Origin of the sequence: Actinomadura kijaniata (assembly GCF_014138665.1) — a bacterium.
Taxonomy (GTDB): Bacteria; Actinomycetota; Actinomycetes; order Streptosporangiales; family Streptosporangiaceae; genus Spirillospora; species Spirillospora kijaniata.
The window spans coordinates 491,249-514,920 of sequence record NZ_JACJIA010000002.1 but is presented as its reverse complement, the minus strand read 5'-3'; the positions used below and the strand labels follow the sequence as shown (position 1 = coordinate 514,920).

At 74.3% G+C, this 23,672-nt stretch carries 21 protein-coding genes; 16 read left to right on the top strand and 5 right to left on the bottom strand.

Features of this window, described 5'->3' with window-relative positions:
• The first annotated feature begins 29 nt into the window (after positions 1-29).
• Positions 30-1,394 carry an MFS transporter gene (locus tag HNR61_RS09635; RefSeq protein WP_182842766.1) on the top strand — a complete coding sequence of 455 codons (1,365 nt, stop codon included), beginning with the start codon at positions 30-32 and terminating at the stop codon, positions 1,392-1,394.
• A 34-nt stretch (positions 1,395-1,428) separates the two neighbouring features.
• Here the strand turns inward: HNR61_RS09635 and HNR61_RS09630 are convergent, their stop codons facing one another.
• Positions 1,429-1,599 (bottom strand): hypothetical protein, encoded by a 171-nt coding sequence (locus HNR61_RS09630; RefSeq protein ID WP_169813905.1) that lies wholly within the window; start codon positions 1,597-1,599, stop codon positions 1,429-1,431.
• Between the two features lie 270 nt (positions 1,600-1,869).
• On the opposite strand from HNR61_RS09630, the gene HNR61_RS09625 reads away from it, so the two are divergent.
• The 4 genes from HNR61_RS09625 to HNR61_RS09610 all read left to right on the top strand — a co-directional run bounded on the left by HNR61_RS09625 (position 1,870) and on the right by HNR61_RS09610 (position 6,966).
• Positions 1,870-2,568, top strand: coding sequence for a response regulator (locus tag HNR61_RS09625; protein ID WP_067812552.1), 699 nt, complete (start codon positions 1,870-1,872; stop codon positions 2,566-2,568).
• On the top strand, positions 2,568-3,683 hold the full coding sequence (locus HNR61_RS09620; RefSeq protein WP_182842765.1) for a sensor histidine kinase: 1,116 nt from the start codon (positions 2,568-2,570) through the stop codon (positions 3,681-3,683). Before HNR61_RS09625 ends, HNR61_RS09620 begins: the two co-directional genes overlap by 1 nt.
• A gap of 266 nt (positions 3,684-3,949) precedes the next feature.
• Positions 3,950-5,362, top strand: a complete 1,413-nt coding sequence (locus tag HNR61_RS09615) for an FG-GAP-like repeat-containing protein (protein WP_182842764.1) — start codon at positions 3,950-3,952, stop codon at positions 5,360-5,362.
• Between the two features lie 110 nt (positions 5,363-5,472).
• Positions 5,473-6,966, top strand: a complete 1,494-nt coding sequence (locus HNR61_RS09610) for an FG-GAP-like repeat-containing protein (RefSeq protein WP_182842763.1) — start codon at positions 5,473-5,475, stop codon at positions 6,964-6,966.
• Positions 6,967-7,027: 61 nt separating this feature from the next.
• Here HNR61_RS09610 and HNR61_RS09605 read toward each other — a convergent pair whose 3' ends face one another.
• The gene (locus tag HNR61_RS09605) at positions 7,028-7,402 is read right to left on the bottom strand and encodes a hypothetical protein (RefSeq protein ID WP_182842762.1); all 375 of its coding nucleotides are present in this window, start codon (positions 7,400-7,402) and stop codon (positions 7,028-7,030) included.
• A 291-nt stretch (positions 7,403-7,693) separates the two neighbouring features.
• Between HNR61_RS09605 and HNR61_RS09600 the strand changes: the two genes are divergently transcribed.
• The 3 genes from HNR61_RS09600 (at position 7,694) to mptB (ending at position 10,344) form a co-directional block, all read left to right on the top strand.
• Positions 7,694-8,029: an STAS domain-containing protein gene (locus HNR61_RS09600; protein WP_067812555.1), complete on the top strand. Its 336-nt coding sequence runs from the start codon at positions 7,694-7,696 to the stop codon at positions 8,027-8,029.
• Positions 8,030-8,152: 123 nt separating this feature from the next.
• On the top strand, positions 8,153-8,881 hold the full coding sequence (locus HNR61_RS09595) for a glycosyltransferase family 2 protein (protein WP_182842761.1): 729 nt from the start codon (positions 8,153-8,155) through the stop codon (positions 8,879-8,881).
• Positions 8,878-10,344 carry a polyprenol phosphomannose-dependent alpha 1,6 mannosyltransferase MptB gene (gene mptB, locus HNR61_RS09590; protein WP_182842760.1) on the top strand — a complete coding sequence of 489 codons (1,467 nt, stop codon included), beginning with the start codon at positions 8,878-8,880 and terminating at the stop codon, positions 10,342-10,344. The genes HNR61_RS09595 and mptB overlap by 4 nt, the downstream gene beginning before the upstream one ends.
• On the opposite strand, the gene HNR61_RS09585 is transcribed toward mptB, so the two are convergent.
• On the bottom strand, positions 10,235-12,436 hold the full coding sequence (locus tag HNR61_RS09585; protein WP_182842759.1) for a hypothetical protein: 2,202 nt from the start codon (positions 12,434-12,436) through the stop codon (positions 10,235-10,237). The two genes, mptB and HNR61_RS09585, sit on opposite strands and share 110 nt — an antisense overlap.
• Positions 12,437-12,475: 39 nt before the next feature.
• Between HNR61_RS09585 and HNR61_RS09580 the strand changes: the two genes are divergently transcribed.
• The 5 genes from HNR61_RS09580 to HNR61_RS09560 all read left to right on the top strand — a co-directional run bounded on the left by HNR61_RS09580 (position 12,476) and on the right by HNR61_RS09560 (position 19,348).
• Positions 12,476-13,852, top strand: a complete 1,377-nt coding sequence (locus HNR61_RS09580) for a glycosyltransferase 87 family protein (protein ID WP_182842758.1) — start codon at positions 12,476-12,478, stop codon at positions 13,850-13,852.
• Positions 13,852-14,310 (top strand): DUF4446 family protein, encoded by a 459-nt coding sequence (locus HNR61_RS09575; protein ID WP_182843195.1) that lies wholly within the window; start codon positions 13,852-13,854, stop codon positions 14,308-14,310. The genes HNR61_RS09580 and HNR61_RS09575 overlap by 1 nt, the downstream gene beginning before the upstream one ends.
• A 120-nt stretch (positions 14,311-14,430) precedes the next feature.
• A complete protein-coding gene (pheA, locus tag HNR61_RS09570; RefSeq protein WP_182842757.1) occupies positions 14,431-15,354 on the top strand; it encodes a prephenate dehydratase in 924 nt (307 codons plus the stop codon).
• 80 nt (positions 15,355-15,434) lie between these two features.
• Complete coding sequence (locus tag HNR61_RS09565; protein WP_182842756.1) at positions 15,435-17,429, top strand: hypothetical protein; 1,995 nt, start codon at positions 15,435-15,437, stop codon at positions 17,427-17,429.
• Positions 17,426-19,348, top strand: coding sequence for a hypothetical protein (locus HNR61_RS09560; protein WP_182842755.1), 1,923 nt, complete (start codon positions 17,426-17,428; stop codon positions 19,346-19,348). The genes HNR61_RS09565 and HNR61_RS09560 overlap by 4 nt, the downstream gene beginning before the upstream one ends.
• A gap of 64 nt (positions 19,349-19,412) precedes the next feature.
• Here the strand turns inward: HNR61_RS09560 and HNR61_RS09555 are convergent, their stop codons facing one another.
• Together HNR61_RS09555 and HNR61_RS09550 are read right to left on the bottom strand one after the other, a co-directional pair.
• A complete protein-coding gene (locus HNR61_RS09555) occupies positions 19,413-19,913 on the bottom strand; it encodes an HPP family protein (protein WP_182842754.1) in 501 nt (166 codons plus the stop codon).
• Between the two features lie 8 nt (positions 19,914-19,921).
• Positions 19,922-20,785, bottom strand: coding sequence for an alpha/beta fold hydrolase (locus tag HNR61_RS09550; protein WP_182842753.1), 864 nt, complete (start codon positions 20,783-20,785; stop codon positions 19,922-19,924).
• 108 nt (positions 20,786-20,893) lie between these two features.
• On the opposite strand from HNR61_RS09550, the gene HNR61_RS09545 reads away from it, so the two are divergent.
• From HNR61_RS09545 to serS, 3 genes are read left to right on the top strand one after another with little or no spacing between them, the layout of a single operon-like run.
• Complete coding sequence (locus HNR61_RS09545) at positions 20,894-21,400, top strand: CGNR zinc finger domain-containing protein (protein ID WP_182842752.1); 507 nt, start codon at positions 20,894-20,896, stop codon at positions 21,398-21,400.
• Between the two features lie 11 nt (positions 21,401-21,411).
• Positions 21,412-22,218 carry a class I SAM-dependent methyltransferase gene (locus HNR61_RS09540; protein ID WP_182842751.1) on the top strand — a complete coding sequence of 269 codons (807 nt, stop codon included), beginning with the start codon at positions 21,412-21,414 and terminating at the stop codon, positions 22,216-22,218.
• Between the two features lie 59 nt (positions 22,219-22,277).
• Positions 22,278-23,537, top strand: a complete 1,260-nt coding sequence (gene serS, locus HNR61_RS09535; RefSeq protein WP_182842750.1) for a serine--tRNA ligase — start codon at positions 22,278-22,280, stop codon at positions 23,535-23,537.
• Positions 23,538-23,672: the final 135 nt, after the last annotated feature.

Here is a 23,672-nt window from a genome sequence, read left to right as displayed (position 1 = left end):
GGCCGGCGGCCGGCCGCAGGCTGTCGGCCATGAGCACGACGACTCCCCACGCGCCGCCGGCGGACCGGCTCGGCGCACGTGACCTGCTGGTCCTCCTGACGTTGTGCGGCGCGACGTTCATGACGGGGCTGGACTACTCGATCGTCACCGTCGCGCTGCCGAGCATCGGCCGCGACCTGGGCTTCTCCTCGCCGGGCGCCCTGCAGTGGGTGGCGACCGCGTGCGTGCTGCCGACGGCGGCGCTGCTGCCGCTGTGCGGGCGGCTGTCGGACCTGGTGGGGCGGCGCCGGCTGTTCACCGGCGGGGTGGCGGCGTTCACGGTGGCGTCGCTGGCGGCCGCGCTGGCCGTCTCCCCGGCGGCGCTGGTCGCCGCCCGGGTCGCCCAGGGCGCCGCGGCGGCGGCGATCGGCGCGACCGCCATCGCGCTGCTGACCGCCGTGTTCCCCGAGGGCCCGCGCCGCACCCGCGCGCTGGGCGTGAACGGCGCGGTCCTGTCCCTCGGCTTCGTCACCGGGACGATCGGCGGCGGCGTCGTCACCACCGGCCTGGACTGGCGCTGGACCATGCTGCTGCTGGTGCTCATCGGGGCCGCCGCGCTGGCGGGCGCGGCGCTGCTGCCGCGCGACGGCGACCGGACCGCGACCCGGCTGGACGTGCCCGGCGCGGTGCTGGCCAGCGGCGGCCTGTTCGCCCTGGTCTACGCGGTCTCGACCGGCGCGCACGCGGGCTGGGCGGCGGTCGCGGCGGTGGCGCTGGGCGCGTTCCTGCTGGTCGAGGCCCGGCACCCCGCGCCGCTGATCCCGCTTGCGCTGCTGGCCCGGCCCACCGTGAAGTGGAGCCTGCTGCTCGGGCTGGTGACGTTCGGGATGTGCGGCGGCGCGACGCTGCTGCTCAGCCTGTACCTCCAGGAGGTGCTGGGCTGGTCGCCGCTCCGGACCGGTTTCGGCCTGCTGGCCGAGGGCGTCGCCGCGCTGGCCGCCGGGGGCGTGGCGGGCCGCCTGGTCACCGCGCGCGGCGCGGCGTTCGCGCTGGTCGTCGGCCTGCTCACGCAGGCGGCGGGCACGGCGGCGATGGCGCTGCTCCCGGCGCACGGGAACCTGCCGCTGCTGCTGGGGACCTCGGCGGCGCTGGGGTTCGGGCACGTGCTGGCGGTGGTGGCGTTCACCACCGCGCTGACCTCCGGCCTGCGCGACGACGAGCGGGGCGTCGCCGGAAGCCTGGCGCAGACGCCGCAGTTCGTCGGGTCCGTGGGCGTGGCGGCGCTGGCCGCGTTCGCCGGCGCGCGGGGCGGCCTGGCCGGGCTGCACGCGGCGTTCCTGGCGGCGGGCCTGGTCACCCTGGCCGGGGTGCCGGTGGCGGCGTTCCTGCTGCCCCGCGCCGCCGGCCGGCGTTGACGGGAGGGGCCCCGGCGGCGGGGCCCCTCCGGCGTCAGACGCGCTTCTTGCTCTTGGCCAGCACCGTGACCACCAGGTAGACGACGACGGCGATGATCCCGATGAAGAAGAAGAACTTCAGCATCGAGAAGAGCCATCCCAGCGCCGTGAAGGCGAGCCAGATGGCGAGGATGACACCGATGATTGTCAGGATTGTCCGACCCATGTGCCCCAACGTATGCGGCGCCGGACGGGGGCGTCATCACCCTGGAGGACGACCCGACCCCGACTTCCGGGGGTCACCGACCCTGAGTCCCCGGGGTGTCACCCACTGCGCGGGCGGTGCCGAAGACCGTCCGGCCGCCGATCTCGAACCCGGCGGGAAAAGGAAGGGGGCGGCCGTTCACCCATGGAAACGGCGATTCCTTACGAGGTGGTGACGTGCCTGCCGTTCCGGGCGTCCCGGCGCGTAGCGTGAGCTCGTGAGGAACGTGTCATGAGCGCCGGGCGGGTCCTGGTCGTGGACGACGACCCGACCGTGGCCGAGGTCGTCGCCCGCTACCTGGAACGGGACGGGCACGAGGTCGAGTGCGTCGCCGACGGCGCGCGGGCGTTGCGGCGGGCGGCGGACCGGCCGCCCGACCTGGTCGTGCTCGACCTGATGCTGCCCGGCATGAGCGGGCTGGAGGTCTGCCGGAGGCTGCGCGCGACCTCCGCCGTGCCGATCGTGATGCTGACGGCGCTCGGCGACGAGAACGACCGGCTCGTCGGGCTGGAGAGCGGCGCCGACGACTACGTGACCAAGCCGTTCAGCCCGCGCGAGCTGGCGTTGCGGGTCCGCTCGGTGCTGCGGCGGGCGCGCGGCGCGGTCGTGCCGGGCGTCGGCGGGCCGCTGCGCGACGGGGACCTGGTCGTGGACGTCGTCGCGCACGAGGCCGAACGCGCCGGACGCCGCCTGACGCTGACCGCCCGCGAGTTCGACCTGCTGGCGTTCCTGCTGCGCAACCCGCAGCAGGCGTTCACCCGCGACCAGCTGCTGGACCGGGTGTGGGGGTGGTCGTTCGGCGACTCCTCCACGGTCACCGTGCACGTGCGGCGGCTGCGGGAGAAGATCGAGGACGACCCGGCCGCGCCGCGCCGCATCGTCACCGTGTGGGGCGTCGGCTACCGCTACGAGCCTGCGGGGGACGCGTGATGCTCGCGTTCGATGAGCTGCTGTGGGTCGCCTGGTACGCGGCGGTGGCGGCGTTCACGGTCGCGATGCTGGCGCTGGGGCTGCTGCACCGGCTGCGCCGCCGGTCGGTGGCCACGCAGTCGCTGGTGGTCGGCGTGGCGACGGTGCTGGCGACGGTCTCCGGCATCGTCGTGATCGCGCTGATGATGCTGGTCAACGAGCATGATCTGGCGGTGACGCTGTCGGTGGTCACCGCGTCGGGCCTGGTGGCGCTGGTGGTGTCGGCGCTGCTGGGCCGCCGGCTGGTCGCCGCGAACCGGGCGCTGTCGGACGCGGTGCGCGCCGACCCGTTCCGGCCGCCCGCCGTGGACCTGCCCGCCGAGCTGGCCGAGCTGTCCCGCGAGCTGGAGGCCGCCCACGCCCGCCTGGAGGCCGCCCACCGGCGCGAGCAGGCCCTGGAGGCCAGCCGCCGCGAGCTGGTCGCCTGGGTCAGCCACGACCTGCGCACCCCGCTGGCGGGCCTGCGCGCGATGGCCGAGGCGCTGGAGGACGAGGTGGTGACCGACGCCGACACGGTCCGCCGCTACCACGGGCGCATGCGCGTCGAGACCGACCGCCTGGCGGAGATGGTGGACGACCTGTTCGAGCTGTCGCGCATCCACGCGGGCGCGCTGCGCCTGTCGCGCCGCCGCGTCGGGCTGGCCGACCTGGTCGCCGAGGCCGTGGCGGGCACCGAGCCGCTCGCCCGCGCCAAGGGGATCCGGCTGAGCGGCGGCGTCCGCGCGGGCGCCCCGCTGGAGGTGGACGCGAACGAGCTGGGCCGCGCCCTGCGCAACCTCGTCGTCAACGCGATCCGGCACACCCCCAGCGACGGCGCGATCGAGGTCAGCGGCGAGGTCGTCGACGGCGAGGCGCGGGTGACCGTGGCCGACGCCTGCGGCGGCATCCCCGAGCCCGACCTGCCGCGCGTGTTCGACGTGGCGTTCCGGGGCGAGACGGCCCGCACGCCCGGCGGCGGCGCGGGGCTGGGCCTGGCGATCACCCGGGGGATCGTGGAGGCGCACCGGGGCGCGGTCGAGGTCGCCAACGCGGGACCGGGCTGCCGGTTCACCGTCCGGCTGCCGCTGTCGGTCTAGAAATGTCGACAAACCGACAAGTCGCCTAGTCGATCACCGCGAGGCGCTGTGACCAGCGCCTCAGGCGTGATCTGCCTCATCCTCGGGGCCGCGCCAGGGGGACGGGCCGTCCCGCGCGAGGCGCGGCCAAGCCTTTGACCAGCCATTACCTGCTCCAGAGACAGGCCGTTGTGGCGCGCGTCACGGTCCATGAGCGACCACTCGCGCAGGGTAACGTTCCGCCTGGCTCATTGGACTGGATGTTCATAAGGACCTGGAGGTGGACCGTGCTCACGCGGGTCGCGGGCGCCCTGGCGCTCAGTGCCGTGGTCGGCTGCGGGTTGGTGGGGACCGCCGTCCCCGCCGCCGCACGCGGCGTCGCCGCCCCCTACGACTTCGACGGCGACGGCCACCGCGACCTGGTCGTGGGCAGCCCCGGCGGCGTCGCGGGCGGCAAGCGCGGCGCGGGTTTCGTCACCGTCGTCCCCGGCTCCCGCGGCGGCCTGGACACCCGCCGCCGCAAGGTCGTCAGCCAGGCCGACGGCTGGGTGCCCGGCGCGGCCGAGCCCGGCGACCGCTTCGGCTCCGCCCTGGCCTCCGCCGACCTCGACCGCGACGGCTACGCCGACCTCGCCGTCGGCGTGCCCGGCGAGGACGGCGGCCGCCACGCCGACGCGGGCGGCGTCACGATCCTGTGGGGCTCCCGCGACGGGCTGACCCGCGCCACCGCCCACACCGAGGCCGGGACCCCCGGCGCCCGGCACCGGTTCGGCGAGTCCCTGGCCACCGGCGACATCCAGGGCGACGGATCGCCCGAGGTGTTCGTGACGATCCCCGGCACCAGCACCTACACCTGGCTGTACTTCGGCCGGACCCGCGCGTCGGGCGCCCCCGCCGTCGGCTCCCGCGGCACCGACGACGTGGACCGTTCCTGGGTGGCCTCCGGCGACGTCGACGGCGACGGGCGCGGCGACGTCGTCTACGCCTGGTACGACGACGATGACCCCGAGGTGGGCCACCGGCGCGGCTTCTCGGTCTTCCACGGGACGTCCTCCGGCGGCTTCACCCGGGGCCGGACGGTGCACACCACGGTCCACGCCCTCGCGGTCGGCGACTTCGACGGCGACCGCCGCGCGGACATCGCGGTCGGCGACACCGACGACCACCCCTCGGCGGGCGGCCGGGTGACCGTCCACCGGGGCGGCCGGTTCGGCCTGGCCGGGTCCTACCCGCTGGACCAGCACACTCCCGGCGTTCCCGGCACCGGCGTCAACGAGGACCTGTTCGGCGACTCCCTGGCCGCCGGCGACGTCAACGGCGACGGCCGCGCGGACCTGGCGGTCGGCGCGCCCAAGGCGGACATCGGCCGCACGTTCGACGCCGGCCGCGCCTACCTGCTGTTCGGCTCCCCGCGCGGACTGACCGGGAACGGCGCGCAATCCCTCACCCAGAACACCGGCGGCGTCCCCGGCACGGCGCGGCCCTACGAGCACTTCGCCCGGCAGGTCTCCCTGCTGGACCACACCCGGGACGGCCACGCGGACCTGACGATCGGCGCCCCCGACGAGGGCGAGGGCAGCGTCACGCTGGTCCGGGGCGGCGCCACCGGCCTGACCCCGAAGACGGCGACGACGCTGACCCCGGCGACCCTGGGCCTCCGCAACCGAACCCCCCGCCTCGGCACCCTCCTCGGCCACTGACCCCGTCCAATTGCACAAAATTTCAATATCCCGGTAAACGCTTCCCCCGACACCCGCGTCTCTCTGGTGACGCGCGCGTGGAACGCGCGCCTACCTGGAGGTACCCCCCTTTGCACAAGCGCCTGTTCCCGCGCGCCGTCGCGCTGTCCACGGCCGCGGTCCTGAGCGGCCTCGGCCTCGCCGCCCTCGCCCCCGCCGCCGGCGCCGCCACCCCGGCCAAGCCGTACGACTTCAACGGCGACGGCTACCGCGACCTGGCGGTCGGCAGCCCGAACGGCACCGTCGGAAGCAAGAAGCAGGCCGGGTTCGTCACGGTCGTCCACGGCGCGTCCTCGGGCCTGAACAAGTCCAAGCGGCAGATCCTCTCGCAGGACACCAGGGGCGTCGCCGGGGCCGCCGAGACCGGCGACCACTTCGGCCACGCGGTCGCCTCGGGCGACTTCGACCGCGACGGCTACGCCGACCTCGCCGTCAGCGCTCCCGACGAGGACTCCGGCAGCCTGACCGACACCGGCGGCTTCACCGTCTTCTGGGGTTCGAGGTCCGGCCTGATCACCAACGCGTGGACCGGGGCGTTCGACTCCCGCCAGCAGTCCGGCGACCGCGCCGGGCTCTCCATGACCGCGGGCGACTTCAACGGCGGCGGCCACCCGGACCTCGCCTACGGCTCCGCGCGCTACTGGGGCTGGCTGTCGTTCGAGCCGGGCACCAGTGCCCGGACCTCGCGCACCCGGCCGTTCACGCCGCACCGCATGACCGTTCCCGGCCCCCGGGGCAAGGCGCGGGCCGCGGCCGCCGCGCCCCTGACCATCCTGGTCTCCAACGGCCACGTCACCGGGTCGAAGCACGCCAACGTCGTGCTGACCTGGAAGGACCCGTCCGCCACCGATCCGGCCCAGCGCGAGGTGATCATCGTCTGGGAGCCGAAGGACGCCCACTCCCTGGTTCCCAAGGCGTCGGTCAACGCCGAGACCGGCCGTCCCGTGGTCGGCGACTTCGACGGCGACCGGTACGCCGACGTCGCGCTCGGCCAGTCCGGCGACGGCGGCCACACCGGCGGCCAGGTGACCGTCTACAAGGGCTCGGCGGCGGGCATCACCGCCGACGCCAGGACCGTCCTCAGCATCGAGAAGCTGAAGCTGCCCGGCGCGAGCGCCGCCGGGAACGGCTTCGGCGCGGACCTGGCGGCCGGGGACGTCACCAAGGACGGCCGGGCCGACCTCGCCATCGGCGTTCCGGGCTACAAGGTCAGCGGCCGGCCCGCCGCGGGCGGCGTGTTCGTGCTGTTCGGATCGGCCAAGGGGCTGGGCTCCTACGGCGCGGAGTGGATCTCGCAGAGCACGTCGGGCGTTCCGGGCGGCTCGGAGAAGAACGACCGGTTCGGCTCCGGCGTGACCCTCCTGGACCACACCAAGGACGGGTACGCCGACCTGGTGGTGGGCTCGTCCGGTGAGAACGGCACCGAGGGGGCGCTGTTCGGCTCCAAGGGCAAGTCGTACGGTTTCCGCACGACCTCCGGTGCGGTCTCCGGCGCCTCCTGGGCCCCGAGCACGTTCGGCGTGGGCGGCAAGGTCGCCCAGTACGGACTGGTCCTGGGCGACTGACGGCCGTTCGCCCGCGGGGCGGGCCCTTCTCGACGCGGGGGGTCCGCCCGGTGCGGGCGGGTCAGCGGTCGACGGTTTCGTCGATGGTGCGGAACGTCGGGCAGGGCCAGCGCCACATGCAGGCGCGGCAGCGGCGGATCGGGCTGTCGGGGTCGCTGGTGATGCCCCCCGCGTCCTGGGGGCGGTGCAGGTCCAGCAGCCGCAGGCTCAGTTCGGCGAACGCGAGCACGTCGTCGCGCGCGCCCGCCAGGAACGTCAGGTCCTCGCGGGCCAGCCGGGCGCGGACCGGCACGAAGCCGGAACGGTTCACCAGGCGGGACAGGTACTGGGTGGAGGTGCGCCAGGAGTTGGACTTCTCGGCGCGGGCCCGGATGGACTCCAGGCGGTCGCGCAGCCGGAGCTCCCGTGGGTCGGGACCGTAAGGTTCGTCCTTCATCTGCGGTGCATCCCCCCATGCATGACCGCCGCGGACGGCGCGGCGCGGCCGTCCGGTTCTCGTCGCACCCGTCCAGCGTCCCCCAATCGGCGGCGCCACGAGGGGGGAATCGTGCAGTCCGCAGGCCGGAGACGGCCACCCGCCGGGAACGTTCCGGGAGGCGCCCGGACGAAGTGCCCGCGCGATGACGGGACGTAACGGTCATACCGGTGTACTGCGGTGACGCCCCCACGACACGGGTCTTCGCGAACTGTCTGGCTCCCACGGCGTTCGCCCGATAGTGTGCCGCTCGTGGAGCTAAACGTCTCGACTTCATCTCAGGGAGGTCACGCCGTCGTCACAGCGACCGGCGAACTGGACCTGTACACCGCGCCGCGGCTGCAGAACGCGCTGGCCGTTCTGCTGCGCGAGGAGGTGGATCGCATCGTGGTCGACCTCAGCGGCGTGGAGTTCTGCGATTCGACCGGCATGAACGTCCTGCTGTCGGCGATGAAGCGGCTCAAGGAACGGGGCGGCTCGCTGGAGCTGGCCGCGCCGCGCCCGGCCGTTCGGCGGATCCTCCAGGTGACCGGCCTCGACTCGGTGTTCACCGTGGTCGACGCGGTGCCCGCGCCCCACGCGGGCTGACGGCGCCGCAAGGGACCCGTCCGCGCACGTTCCGCGGCCCGCGGGGGGTGACCCCCGCGGGCCGTCGTGCCGTCCGGGCCGGGTTGCCGGTGCGGCGCCGCCGTCCCCACTACGATCGCCCCTATGCAGGAAGTAGCGGTGATCATCCCGGCGAAGGACGAGGCCGACCGGATCGCGGCCACCGTCAAGGCCGCCCTGGAACTGCCCGGCGCCGACCTGGTCGTGGTGGTCGACGACGGCTCCTCCGACGGCACGGCGCGGGTCGCCGGCGAGGCCGGGGCGAGGGTCGTCCGGCACGCCCGCAACCGGGGCAAGGGCGCGGCGATGGAGACCGGCGCCGAGGCCGTGCGGCTGCTGGACGAGGGCCGCGACACCCCCCGCCACCTGCTGTTCCTGGACGCCGACCTGGCCGAGACCGCCCGCGAGGCCGCGCCGCTGGTCGCGCCCGTCCGCGACGGCGAGGCCGACATGACCATCGCCGTGTTCGCGACCACCGTGAAGCTCGGCGGGCACGGCTTCGTCGTCCGCCTGTCGCGCGACGGCATCCGGCGCGCCACCGGCTGGACCGCCACGCAGCCGCTCAACGGCCAGCGCTGCCTGACCCGCGCCGCGTTCGAGGCGGCCCTGCCGCTGGCCGCCGGGTTCGGCGTGGAGACCGGCCTGACCATCGACCTGCTGCGCCAGGGCTTCCGCGTCCGCGAGGTCGAGGTCCCCCTCGCCCACCGCGCGACCGGCACCGACTGGCACGCCCAGGTCCACCGCGCCCGCCAGTTCCGGGACGTGGCCCGCGCCCTCGCCGTCCGCGACCCCGCCGTCGCCGGGCGGCTGTCCCGCCTCACCGGACGCCGGTGACCCCCGGGCGGACGGGCACGCGCGGCCTGGCCGCGATCGGCGCCGCCCTGGCGCTGTTCCTGCTCACGGCGGTTCTCGGGCCGTCGGCGTTCGTGCCCGAACTGCCCGGCGCGGCGGGCGCGCCGCCGTTCTCCCTGAACGTCCGCCCGCCCGGGACCCTGCTGGTCGTCCTCGTCGTGCTGGGCGTCGCGGCGGGGGCGGCGGGCCTCGCCCTGTGCCTGACCGCCCTGCGGCGGGGCTGGCGCGTTCCGGCGTCGCGGCTGGTGGGGGCCGGGCTGCTGGTGGCGGCGGCGTTCGCGTTCCTGCCGCCGGTTGGGTCCACCGACCACCTCAACTACGCCGCCTACGGCCGCATGGCCGCCACCGGGCACGACCCCTACGCCACCCGCGCCTCCGACCTGCCGCACGACCCCGTGATCAACGCGGTGCAGGAGTGGCAGGACACCCCCTCGGTCTACGGGCCGATCGCCACGGCGGGGCAGGCGCTGGCGTCCCGGGTCGGCGGCGACTCGGTGAAGGTGACGGTGTTCGTGCTGTCGCTGCTGAACCTGGCCGCGTTCGCGATCGCCGCGCTGGTGCTGCACCGCACCGCCCGCGACGAGACCGCCCGGCTCCGCGCCGCCCTGCTGTGGACCTGCAACCCGCTGATGCTGTTCCACCTGATGGCGGGCGCGCACAACGACGTCCAGGCCGTCGCCCCGATGGTCGCGGCGCTGGCGGCGTTCCGCGCGGGCCCCGGCCGGACGCTGCTGGCCGGGGCGCTCGTCGGGGTCGGAATGGCGATCAAGCTGCCCGCCGCGCTGGTCGGCGGCGGTCCCGCCTGGTGCCTGCTGCGCGCGCGGCGGTGGCCGCCGCTGACCGCGCTGTTCGCCGCCGCCGGGGCGGTCGCCGCCGCGACCTTCCTGCCCGCCGGGCCGCACGCCTTCGACCAGCTCCGCGACGCCTCGAACATGGTGTCGCTGGCGACGCCCTGGCACCTGCTGGACAGCCTGCTCCACAACCGCGCCGTCATCAAGGTCGGCTGGGTGGCGCTGATGCTGGCGCTGGTCTGGCTGCTCTACCACGCCCTGCCCCGCGACCCGCTGGGCGACGCCGCCGAGCGGGACCGCCAGGAGGGCCGCCGCGTCGCCGCCGCCCTGGTGCTGGCCTGGCTGTTCGCCGCGCCCTACGAGCTGCCCTGGTACGACGGGTTCGGCTGGGCGGTGCTGGCGCTGCTGCCCGCCTCCCGCATGGACCAGATCATGCTGGTGCGCACGGCCGTGTTCAGCCTGGCCTACCTGCCCGCCCGCGACCCGAAGCTGGTCGACCTGCCGGAGGCGCTGCGCTGGTTCCTGCCGTCGGTGGCGCGGTCGGTCATCGTTCCCGTGCTGCTGACCGGGGTGCTGGTGTACCTGGTGCGCTGGTGTCTGGCGGAACGTCGCCGGGCCGCTCCTCCAGCGTCCGCAGCAGCGCCGCGAGGGTGAGCGGCGCGGCCAGGCAGAACGCCACCGACAGGATCACGAGGCCGGAGTCGTTGACCAGCGTCCCGATCACGCCGATCGTCAGCGCCCCCAGCAGCGCGGGCCGCGTCGTCGGCGCGGCCGCGTAGAGCCGGGCCAGCCACCCGGCCCGCCGCCGCGCCGGATCGGCCAGCACGAGGTACACGGCGACGACGACCAGCGCCAGCACGGCCGCGACCGGCAGCAGCCCCAGCGCGCCGACCATCGCGTGGAACTTGCGGACCACCACGCCCCAGGCGTCGCCGCTCTCGAGCTGCTGCCAGAACCGGCCGAGGTGCGTGGGGTGGGCGCTGCGCGCGTTCAGGAACGAGATGAACAGCACCACCACGGCCCCGGCCAGGCAGAACAGCCCGAGCTTCCACCACGACACGCGCCGCCCGGCCACCATCAGCCCGACCAGCGCGAACACCGGGACCATCGCCAGCACGCCGCCGAAGTCGCTGCCCCACATCGGCAGCCCGTCCACGGCCACCGCGACCACCCCGACGGCCGCGACGACGCCCGCCGCCGCCATCGTGCGCCCCGCGCGCAGCGGGCGGGCCGCCAGCCACGCCGCCGTCAGCACCGACGCCGTCGCGAACAGCGAGAACGCCTGGTTCCCGAACCCGTAGAACCGGCCCGCGACCACCCCCGTGTACCCCATCAGGGAGTTCAGTTGCAGGGTGGAGCCGAGCATCACGTCGGCGGCCAGCACGACCGCCGTCACCCCGGCCACGACCAGGCCGGGCCCGAGGACCGACCGCCGCCACGGCCCGGCCAGCGCGATCCCCGCGACCAGCGCGCCGAACGCCAGCACCGACACGACCAGCACCGGCGTCGGCCGCGGGGCCTGCCACCACGGCACCAGCCCGGCCAGGAACGACGCGACCGGCGTGGCCCCCGCCAGCAGCGCCACGACCCGCGCCACCCCCAGCACCCGCCGCCGCGTCCCCGGCTCGGGGCGGCGGCGCAGCAGCAGCGCGGCCACCAGGTAGACGGCGATCTGCGCGGCCCCGAGCACCCAGAAGTACGAGCCCTGCGCCCTGCGGATCACCTGCGCGGCCACGTCCTCGTCGACGAGCGCCTCCCGCTTGTAGGAGGCCGAGCCCCTCGTCGGCTCCGGCGTCCACGGCGACCCGACCGCGCCGTCCGGCCTGGCCAGCCCGGTGACCCGCATCGCCGTCACCGTCAGGTCCGTCAGCGTGACCAGGCCCGGCTGCCGCGTGGCGGTGGAGGTCAGGAACCCCGACGGGAACCCCGGCCCGGTGGCCAGCGCGACCCGCAGGTGGGACCGGGCGGTGGTGTCCGACAGGCCCGCGACCAGCAGGGTCGTCCCGGCGGGCAGCGCCGCGACGACCTGCCCGACCCGGCGGTCGGCGGCGGCCACGGCGGCGGCGCGCTCCCGGTCGCTCACCGGGACGGGCCGCCCCTTCGCGTCGGTTCCGGCCTTCACGTAGGCGCGGAACACGTCGTCGACGTCCACGGCGGTCAGCGGGCAGCGCGCCCAGTCGGCGGGCGCGACCCTGTCGGGCGACTCGGCGTACCGGGCGACCCGCCCGTTCGCGTCGGCCAGGCCGAACACCGCGCCCGGCCCGACCGCGAACGCGCACTGCCGCGCGTCCGCCGCGGACTGCCCGAGCAGCCCGATCCGCGCGTGGTAGGAGCCGTCGGCGTTGTCCCTCCCGATCGTCTCCCAGCCGGGCGCGACCGCGCCGCCGTCCGGGGTGACCTGCGGCGCGGCGGGCAGCGCGCAGTCGCCGTGCGCCAGCCGGGACCGCTGCCCGGCCGACAGCGTCAGCCAGCCGTCGGTCGGGCACGTGTAGGCCAGCGGCGTGCGCACGCTCAGCCCGCCGACCGCGCCCTGCCCGGTCAGCCGCCACAGCGTGGGGGCGCCGCGTTCGGTGACGTCGCTCCACTTCAGGCCCGGCACCCCGACGATCACGACGCGGCCGGGGCCCGGCGCGTTTCCGGCCGCCGCGCGGGCGTCGCCGGCGCCGGCGAGGGCCGCCAGGGGGACCAGGACGATCGCCAGGACCAGTGCCCAGAGTGTGCCGGTCTTCGCCCCCCGCTGTGCCATGCGACCAGGTTAGTGGGCGGCTTACGCCAGGATGGGGACATGCGTGCAGGCAAGCGGGCAGCGGGCGGCGCCCCGGCGGACCGGGGCCGGCGGACACCGCCCGAGCTGCTCATCGTGCTGCTCGGCGTCGCCGTCGCCGCGCTCGCGGTGTCCCCGATCGTCACCAAGTGGCTGACCAACCCGCCCGACCAGCGGATGGTGGACCTGGAGGTCTACCGGGACGGCGGGCGGGCGATCCTGCGCGGCGCGCCCCTGTACGAGGTGGTCACGCCGCCGCCGCAGTTGCTGCCGTTCACCTACCCGCCGTTCGCGGCGGTGCTGGCGGTGCCGTTCACGCTGATGAGGTGGTGGCACGCGCAGATCGCCTGGATCGCCGTGTCCTACACCGGGCTGGCGGTCGTGGTGTGGTTCTGCTTCCGTGACCTGATCCGCCGCACCGGGCGGTGGGCGCCCGTCACGACGGGCGCGCTGTTCGGGGCGATGGCGTACGTGTGGTCGTCGTTCGACCAGATCCGGTTCGGGCAGGTCGGGTTCCTGCTGATGGCGTTGTGCCTGGCCGACTGCCTGGCGCGCACCGCGTACTGGCCGCGCGGGGCGCTCGTCGGCCTCGCCGTGGCGATCAAGCTGGTGCCGGGCGTGTTCCTCGTCTACTTCCTGCTCACCGGGCGGCGCGACGCGCTGGCCAACGCCGTGCTGACCGCCGCCGCGGCGTCGCTGGCGGCGTTCGCGCTGCTGCCGCACGACTCGGCGGACTACTGGTTCGGGGCGCTGCTGGAGGGCGGCGAGCGGACCGGCGCCGTCGACGGCACCACCAACCAGGCCCTCAACGGCATGGTGGCCCGCGCCCTGCCCGAGGGCCCGCCCCGGTCGCTGGTGTGGCTGGCGTTGAGCCTGGTGGTGGCGTTCGTGGGGTTCCGGCTCGCGCGGCGGGCGACCCGGCTCGGCGACACCGCCGCCGCGCGCGTCACCGCCCCGTTCGGCGGCACCGACCTGACGCGCGCCGCCGATCCGGCCGCCGGGACGCCCGCCCGCGACCTGCTGCTGGCGGGCGTCGCGATCACCGGTCTGCTGTCGGTGCTGCTGTCCCCGGTGGGCTGGATCCACCATCTCGTCTGGATGATCGCGGTGATCGGCGCTTTGGTGGGCGATGGGCGGGACGCGCGAAGATGCCTGGTCGGGGGGGTCGTGTGGGTCGCGTTCCTGTTCCCGCTGCCCTGGTGGGGCGTCACCCCGGCGCGGGAGGCACCCGTCCTGATCTGGCGCTTTCTGGGGCAACTGCTGCGCGACGCGTTCGGCCTGATCGCCGTGATGATGATCTTGGTGTTGGGGATCTGGCTGGTGAACCGGCTGCGCCGCAAAGTCGATCATGAGGAAACTTCTCTCGGTGGGGCGGAGGTGGGTACGCTCGCCCCGTGATGCTCATCGCGGTGGCCGTAGCGGGCTTGGTCGCCGGGGTGGCCGGACTGTCCATCGCCGTGGTGGCCCACAACAGGGTGAACCAGATCGTCGAGGAGTGCGCCGAGATGCTTCGGCGGCAGCTTCAGGCCGCCGGCGGCCCCGTGGACAACCAGGCGCTCCGGGACCTCGCCATCGTGCACTACGACGCGCTCAAGGAGATGTCGGGGCACCGGTCGTTCTCGCTCGCGCTGCTGAACTCCGCGGGCGACGGAGTGATCGTCTCCTCCATCAACGGGCGCACCGAGACCCGGACCTACGCCAAGGCCGTCCAGGACGGGCACGCCAGGGAGATGCTGTCCCCCGAGGAGAGCCAGGCGCTGCGCGCCGCGCGGCTCGGCAAGGGTCCGGTGGTCTCCATGGACGACCCGCTCCCGGACTTCGGCGGCAACGGCCACGCGCCCTCGGCCAGGTCCTGACCGTCACGTCCTGACCGCCTCCTGCGCCGACCGCGTAAACTCGTGTCCCTCTGGGGCGGCCCTGTCGCTCAGGGCCCGACACCGTGCGCTCCTTGCGGGGGCGAAGGAGTGAAGCCGAACATGCCGCAGCGTTACGCCTATCTCGGTCCGCAGGGCACCTTCACCGAAGCCGCCATGCGCTCGTTCCCGGGCGCCGACGAGGCCGAGCACCTGCCCTACGCCACCGTCCCGGCCGCGCTGGACGCGCTGCGCCGCGCCGAGGTGGACCTGGCGGTCGTGGCGCTGGAGAACTCCGTGGAGGGCTCGGTCCCCACCACCCTGGACGAGCTGGCCACCGGCGAGCCCCTCCAGATCGTCGGCGAGGCGCACCTGCCGGTCTCGTTCGCCCTGCTGGTGAGGCCCGGCACGGACCTCGGCGACATCAAGACCGTCGCCTCCCACCCGCACGCCCAGCCGCAGTGCCGCCGCTGGCTGGCCGAGAACGTCCCGCACGCCGAGTGGCGCGCCGCCACCTCCAACGCCGAGGCCGCCCAGCACGTCGCCGACGGTCACTACGACGCGGCGCTGGCGGGCTCGTTCGCGGCGGCCCGGTACGGCCTGTCGGTGCTGGCCGAGGACATCCACGACGTCGCCGACGCCGTCACCCGCTTCATCGCGCTGCGCCGCCCCGGCACGCCCCCGCCCCCGACCGGCACGGACCGCACGACGGTGGTGGCGTTCATCGGGGAGGACCACCCGGGCGCGCTGCTGGAGATCCTCACCGAGTTCTCCATGCGCGGCATCAACCTGACGCTGATCCAGTCCCGCCCGACCGGCGCGGGCCTCGGCTCGTACCTGTTCTGGATCGAGCTGGAGGGCCACGTCGACGACGCCCGCGTCGGCGAGGCGCTGATGGGCCTGCGCCGGGTGTGCGCCGACGTCCGCTTCGTGGGCTCCTACCCGCGTGCCGACCAGGTCCGCCCGGAGATCCGCCGGGGCACCCACGACCAGGACTTCACCGAGGCCGCCGCCTGGCTGGCGTCGGTCCGCTCCGGCCACGCGTGACCGGAACGTGATTCGGCGGACGTAACCCGAAAGGATCATCCGCACGTCTCCCCTGTTGCTCGTGCGACAACGGAGGCGAAGTGCGCAGAATCCTGGCGGCCGCGGGGTCGCTGCTCCTCACCATGACCCTGTTCCAAGGGGTCTCCCGCGCCGAGTCGGGCGCGGCGATCCTGGAAGTGATCCTGGCCCGGACACCGGGCAGGAACGAGGTCCGTCCTCTGGTGCGGGCGGCCTCACCCGCGGGGATCACGAAGGTCACCGTCGGCCTGCGGCTGCGCGGCGAGGACGCCCCGTACGCGACGGCCGAGGCGGCCGAGCTGTTCGGGGGGAGCAGGACCGAGGGCCAGTGGCGCACGCCGGGGACCATGGGGCTCAGGGACGGCCGCACCGTCGTGGACGTGGTGGTCACCGACGGTGCCGGACGGAGCGACGCGCGGCGGGAGGCGGCCTACGCCGACATGCCCGCCGACCGGTTCGCGCTCGGCGGCCCGGTCGTCCAGGCCGCCGCCGACGGCCGGGTGGGCGGCTATCTCGTCGGTCCGTTCGGGGGTTCGGCCACGATCACCCACGACCGTCCGATCAAGCGCGTCGAGATGCGCCTGTACCGGGCCGGGACCAACGAGCTGGTCGGCACGGCCGACGGTGTCCGCCCGGTGGAGCAGCGCGACGGCTTCTCCGTCTACTCCTCCGACCGGACCCTGAACCCTCCGCCCGGCAACTACCAGCTCACCGTCACCGCCTGGAACGACCGGGACGACCGGCAGGAACGCCGCTCCGGCAAGCTCTACGTCCGGTACCGCGCGCGCATGCTCGACGTGCGGCAGGACCGGGACTGGATCGACGCCGACCGCCGGGAGGTCACCGTCACCGGCCGCCTGGTCGGAGCGCACCCGGACGGCTCCCAGCCCCCCGTCGCCGGAGCGCGGATCTACTCCGGCAGGGACACGGACCTCATGACGACGACGGACGCCGACGGCCGTTTCTCCCTCACCGTCCGGCTGGACCGGGAGGGGACGGCCCAGGTGCTCTCCACGGGCACGGGCGTTTACCTCCCTCCGTCGACCACGGTGAAGGCCACCGTGCGCGGTGTTCCCACGGCGATCACCGTGCAGAGCGGGCCGGCCGAGCACGTCGGCGACAAGGTCACGGTGTCCGGCCGGCTCAAGCGGCAGCGTGCCACCGACGGCACCATGGTCCCGCTGGACGGCGAGACCGTCGCCCTCTACTACAACCACCACGGCGTTCCGAGCGGCGGCCCGCAGCGTGACCTGGTCGCCGAGGTGACCACCGACGCCGACGGCCGGTACCGCCTGGACACCACCATCAGGGCCAGCGGCTTCTGGGAGGCGGTGTACCCCGAGCCCGTCCCCGGCCACTGGTACAAGGCCACGTCGGCCACCGCGCCCTTCCGGTCCGTCCGCCAGCCCACGGTGATCGAGGGGGTGACGCTCGGTCCCGACCCGATCGCCCCGGGCACCCCGCTCTCCGCCACCGGCCGGGTGTCGCGCCCCAGGAGCAGCGGTGAGAACACGGCGGTTGTCGGGAGCTTCGTCGACCTCCAGTTCTCCACCGACGGCAAGAAGTGGGTCACCCGGGCCAGCGGCGTCAGCCACGAGCAGGGCCGCTTCGGAATGCAGGCGAAGGTCACCCAGGACGGCTACTGGCGGGTCCGGTACGCGGGCGGCACCAGCGGCAACGCCTCGCCCCAGACCCCCGACACCGAGGCGGTCAGTCCTGCCAGGTGGATCGACATGCGCTACCGCACGGCGATCCGGGGCTTCAACGCCACCCCCGATCCCGTCCGCAAGGGCGGCACGCTCACGCTCACCGGCGACATCGTCCGCGACCTCGGCAACGGCTGGAAGCGCGCCGGTAAGGGCGCGAAGGTCACCCTCTACTTCCGGGCCAAGGGCGCCACGAAGTGGACGGCCGTCACCACGACGACCACCGACTCCAAGGGCGCGTTCCGCAAGGCGGTCAAGGCGTCCAAGGACGGCACCTGGCGCGCCGCCTACGCGGGCAGCTCCTCCTATTTCGGCTCCACCAGCTCCAGTGACTACGTGGACGTGAAGTGACACGACGTTTGACGGCGGTCCTGGCCGCCCTGCTGCTGGCGGTGGGCGCGCTGGTCGCCCCCGCCCACGCCGACGAGACCGTGATCTTCCGCAGCGCGGGCGGGAACGTCACGGACAAGGCCACCGGCGACGCCAGGGTCGGTGTCGCCGTCGTCGCTCCGGGCGGTGTGACGGCCGTCAGCGTGAAGCTCCGCATGGAGGGTCAGAGCGAGCCCTACGGCAGGGCCGAACTGAAGCTGACCTCGGGGAGCGCGACCGACGGCTCCTGGGTGACGGCGGGCACCGTCCGGCTGCCGCGCGGGCGCACGCTGCTGGACGCCGAGGCCGTGACCGCCTCCGGTGACCGGGTCGGCAGGGACGGGGTCGGGTTCGTCGACCACACCCCGGTCGTGCTCTCGGGAAGCGACGGGACCCCGGGCGAGCTGTTCGACGGCCCCCTGAAGCCCCGGCTCGTCGTCCGGACCGCGCTGCCGGTCGCGCGGGTCGAGGCCCGCTACCACCGGGCGGGGGAGAGCGCTCCGGCGTTCACGGTCGACGCGTTCACCGAGACGTCGCGGCTCCGGTTCCAGGACCACCACGAGATCACCCTGGAGGCGACGCGGCCGGTGGACCCGCCGACCGGTGACTACTGGCTGGGGTTCACCGTCTGGAACGACGCCGGGGACCGGTACGAGCGACGGGTGTCCTTCACGGGCGCTCCCAGCGTCCGCAAGCGCGAGAAGGCCGAGTTCGCCGACCTGAAGGTCACGCCCTCCACGACCGACGTCGAGGCTCCCGAGACCGAGTTCACGGGACGGCTGGTCACCGCCGCCGACCGGGCCCCGCTGCGGGGCCTGGAGATCGACGTCAACGGCGCCACGATCACCACCGGTCCGGACGGGGGGTTCCGGACCCGCATCGTGACCACGAACGCGCTCCAGCCGACCGCGTCCTTCGCGGGGAACGGCCGTTACGGACGGGCCAGGGGCGTGCTCCCCGCGCCGTTCCAGCGGCAGGCCACCGAGGTCAGCGCGGCGTTCAGCCCGACCCCGACGACCGTCGGGCAGAGGGTGAAGATCACCGGAACGCTCAAGCGCCGTGCCCGTGGCGGCGCGTGGGTGCCGCTCGCGGGCCGGAAGATCGTCGCGCGCGGCGTCACCACCGGCACCGAGACCGCCGCCACCACCGCCGGGAACGGCACGTACACGATCACGGTGGTCGCGGGGCGGGACCGGCGGTGGGACGTCGAGGCGCCGTACCAGGACGGCGACTACGCCTACGCGCGTCGCATGCTTCCGGCGTCGGGCCCCCTGCCGCTGAAGTACGTGACCGCGTTCGAGAAGCCGGACTTCGGTCACGCGCGGGTGAACCGCACCGGCGGCATCACCGTTTCCGCGCACCTGACGTACCGCACGGAGTCCGGCGCCTCCGGACCTGTCGTCAACGCCCCGGTGCGTCTCCAGTTCTCCGCCGACGGGAAGACCTGGAAGGACGTGGGCGACCGCGCCACCACCTACGTCGACGGCTCGTTCATGATCAACGCTCCGGTGGCCGGCACCGGGTACTGGCGGTTCCGGTACGCGGGTGACGCCACCCGCACGACCGCGCAGAGCCCGGCCCGCCGCATCGTGGCCAAGTACAGGACCGAACTCCTGGGCGCCGACCGGTCGCTGAACAAGCGGAAGCTGACCATCTCCGGCCGCCTCCAACGCCATGTGAACGGCCCGAAGCCCGCCGCGAAGGGCGCCAAGGTCACGCTCTACTTCCGTGCCGAGGGCTCCACGAAGTGGAAGGCCGTGGCGACGACCACGACCGACTCGCGGGGCCGCTTCAGCAGGACGGTCACGGCGAGCAAGGACGGCGACTGGCGGTCCGGGTTCGCCGAGACCGCCAGCTACTGGGGCTGCTACGGCCGCGTCATGTACGTCGACATCCGCTGATCGAAGACCCGAGAGAGGCCCGGCAGGCGTCCACCTGCCGGGCCTGTCCGCGTTCAGCGCCGGTTCAGCGCCAGTACGTCGGGTAGCGGCGTCCCGGCAGCAGCCGCCCCAGCGCCACGCCGCCCGCCACGACGAGGACGCTGGCGATCAGCACCGGGCTCACCAGGAACCACGGGTCCGGCGCGGTCATCCCGATGAACGCGGCCGTCGCGGTCGCGGGGGGATGCGGGGCGCGGAGCAGCAGCATCGGGGCGGTGGCCAGTCCGGCGGCGACGGCGGCGGTCCACACCGACGGGCCGGCGGCGGCGGTCAGGGCCAGCGCGAGCGCGCCCGCCGCCAGGTGCCCCAGCAGGATGCTGCGCGGCTGCGCGAACGGCGCGCCCGGCGCGACCGCGACGATCGCCGCGCTGGCCGCGAACGGCAGCGCGAACAGCGGCGTCCCGGTCGCCGCCCCCACCCCGGCCAGCAGCAGGAGCCCGGCCGTGGCGGCGAGGGTGGTCCACAGGGCGAGGGGGAGGGCGGGCCGCGCGGGCGGGCGCGGGGCCTCGGGGCTGGTGGCGGTCATCGCGGCGTTCAGTCCGACAGCCCGCGCAGGAAGTCGCGGATCAGGCCCGCGCTCTGCCGCAGCCGGGTGGTGAGCGGGAAGTGGCCGGCGTCCAGCAGGTGGATCCGGGCGTCGGGGAGGTCGCGGGCGAACGCGCGCGCCCCGTCCGGGCCGAAGATCTCGTCGTTGCGGCCCCACACCGCCAGCAGCGGCGGCCGGTGGGCGCGCAGGTACTCCTGCCAGCGGGAGTACTGGGGCGGGTTGGTGCCGTAGTCGAGGAACAGCGCGAGCTGGATCTCCTGGTTGCCGGGCCGGTCCAGCAGCGCCTGGTCGTGGAGTTCCAGCGCGGGGTCGACCAGCGAGGCGTCCGGGACGCCGTGCGTGTACTGCCAGTGCGTCGCGTCCCGGGTGAGCAGGCCGCGCAGCGCGTCGCCGTTCTCCTTGGAGGGGTCGGCCCAGTAGTCGCGGATCGGCTTCCAGAACGGGGTCAGCCCCTCCTCGTAGGCGTTGCCGTTCTGCGTGACGATCCCGGTGATCCGTTCGGGGTGGCGCAGCGCGAGCCGGAACCCGACCGGCGCGCCGTAGTCGTGCACGTAGACCGCGTAACGGGTGACGCCCAGCTCGTCCAGCAGGGCGTCCACCACGTCGGCCAGGCGGTCGAAGGTGTACTCCCACTCGTGCGCGGCGGGCGCGGAGCTGAGGCCGAAGCCCGGGTAGTCCGGCGCGACCAGGTGGAACTCGTCGGCCAGGTCCTCCATCAGCGTGCGGTAGGCGACCGAGGAGGTCGGGAAGCCGTGCAGCAGGACCAGCGTGGGCGCGGACGGGTCCCCGGCCTCCCGGTAGAAGACGTCGAGCCCGTTGACGCGGACGGTCCGGTGGCGCATTGCGGTCATCACTTCTCCAACCATCAAAAGCTGTTTAGCCGGTTGATCGTGCGATGACCATAGCCCGGTCCTCTCCAACCAGTCAAGGCCGATTAGCCGGTTGAGTAGACTGTCGGCATGACGCGCCCGCTCACCGGCGAGCCCCTCGCCCTGGACCTGGTCAACACCGTCTGGATCGACCAAGGACGCCGGTTCGACCTGTTCGACGAGCCCGACGGCCTGCCGGACTGGCTGGCCGGGCACGACCTCCCCGCGGCCGACGGCGCCCTGGACCCCCTCCTGCGCGCCCGCGACGCCGTGCGCGCCGCCCTCACCGGCGACGAGGAACCCCTCAACGCCGTCCTCGCCCGCGGCTCCCGCCGCCCCGTCCTCCGCGACGGCGAGCCCGCCGTCGAGACCCTGGTCGACGACCCGGCGTGGCTGCCCGCCTGGACCGCCGCCGCCGACCTCGTCCGCCTCTACGCCCAGCGCCCCGACCGCGTCCGCAAGTGCGCCAACCCCGAGTGCGTCCTGTGGTTCCACGACGTCAGCAAGAACGGCTCCCGCCGCTGGTGCTCCATGGAGATCTGCGGCAACCGCGCCAAGACCGCCCGTTTCCAGGAGACCCACCGCCGGCGCCGCTAACGTGCGGAGGTATGGCGACAGACTTCGACGCATACGAGCGTGACCTGTGGGCCGGACGCGCGTCCGCCTACGAGCGGGGCTTCGCCCGCCTCACCCGCCACACCGCCGGCCCGCTCCTCGACGCGGCGGGCGTCACCGGCGGCACCCGCCTGCTGGAGGTCGGCGTCGGCTCCGGCGTCGTCGCGGCCGAGGCCGTCCGGCGCGGCGCCCACATCACCGCCCTCGACGCCGACCCCGAGATGGCCGCCACCGCCCGCCGCAACGTCCCCGGCCTGGACGTCCACGTCGCGGTCCTGCCCGAGACCCCCTTCCCCGACGCGTCCTTCGACGCCGTCGTCGGCAACTTCGTCATCAACCACGTCGGCGACCCGCACACCGCCCTCAAGGAACTGCGCCGCGTCCTGCGCCCCACCGGCCGCCTCGCCCTGACCTGCTGGGAGATGCCCGGCAGCGGCGCGCTCGGCCTGGTCCGCGAGGCCCTGGACGCCGCGGGCGTGCCCTGGCCCGACGACCTGCCCACCCCGCCGTTCATGGAGTACGGCCGCGCCGAGCCGTTCCGCGCCCTGGTCGCCGACGCGGGCTTCGCCGACGCCGCCGTCGACCCCGTCACCTGGCACCACACCGTCGACCCCGAGGAGTGGTGGGAGCTGGGGGCCCTCGCCCGCGTCGGCGCCAACGGCGTCGTCGTCGGCCGCCAGACCCCCGAGACCGTCGCCCGCGTCAAGGCCGAGTACGACCGCCTCTCCCGCCGCTACGCGACCCCCGACGGCGGCATCGCGCTGCCCGCCCACGCCCTGCTCGCCCACGCCACCCGATGACCGGGGAACCGGTGATATAGACGCGCGAAGGACCCGCCCGCCCCGGTAGCCTCGTCACTGTGATTGACCTGCGAGCTCTTCGAGAGGATCCCGACCGCCTGCGCGCCTCCCAACGCGCCCGCGGCGAGGACGAGAAAGTCGTCGACACGCTGCTGGAACTCGACGCCAAGCGCCGCGCCGCGCTGTCCTCGTTCGAGTCCCTGCGTGCCGAGCAGAAGAGTTTCGGCAAGTCCGTCTCCAAGGCGCAGGGCGACGAGCGCCAGACGCTGCTGACCCGCGCCAAGGAGCTGGCGCAGCAGGTCAAGGACGCCGAGGCCGAGGCCGACCGGCTCGGCGCCGAACTCGACACCGTGCTGAAGGGCGTCCCCAACCTCATCGAGGACGGCGCCCCCGCCGGCGGCGAGGACGACTACGTCGTCCTGGAGCACGTCGGCGAGGTGCCGACGTTCGACTTCGAGCCCCGCGACCACCTGGAGCTCGGCGAGACCCTCGGCGCCATCGACATGGAACGCGGCGCCAAGGTCTCCGGCGCCCGCTTCTACTACCTGACCGGCGTCGGCGCGCGCCTGCAGTACGCGCTGCTGAACCTCGCCATGGAACAGGCCGTCGAGAACGGCTTCGTCCCCATGTACCCGCCGGTCCTGGTGAAGCCCGAGGCCATGGAGGGCACCGGGTTCCTCGGCGCGCACGCCGCCGAGGTCTACCAGCTCCCCGAGGACGACCTGTACCTGGTCGGCACCTCGGAGGTCCCGCTGGCCGCCTACCACATGAACGAGATCATCGACGCCCTGCCGCGGCGCTACACCGCCTGGTCGTCGTGCTTCCGCCGGGAGGCCGGCTCCTACGGCAAGGACACCCGCGGCGTCATCCGCGTCCACCAGTTCGACAAGGTGGAGATGTTCTCCTACTGCGACCCGGCCGACGCCCACGAGGAACACCTGCGGCTGCTGAACTGGGAGAAGGAGATGCTCGCCAAGGTCGAGATCCCCTACCGGGTGATCGACGTGGCGGCGGGCGACCTCGGCGCCAGCGCGGCCCGCAAGTACGACTGCGAGGCGTGGGTCCCCACGCAGGGCCGCTACCGCGAGGTCACCTCCACCTCGAACTGCACCGACTTCCAGGCGCGCCGCCTGTCGGTCCGGGCCAAGGACGCCGACGGCAGGAGCCGCCCGGTGGCGACGCTGAACGGCACCCTGGCCACGACCCGCTGGATCGTCGCCATCCTGGAGAACCACCAGCGGGCCGACGGCTCGGTCCACGTTCCCGAGGCGCTGCGCAAGTACCTGGGCCTGGAGGTCCTGGAACCCGTCAAGCGCTGACCGGACACCGGGGGCCGCCTCCTTGGGGAAGGGAGACGGCCCCCGGCCCCTTCCCGCGAACGGATCTCCGAGGGCTCGGATGTCGGAAACCGACATCCCGTCGCCTAAGCTCGGATCCGCCGCGACCGCGCCCGC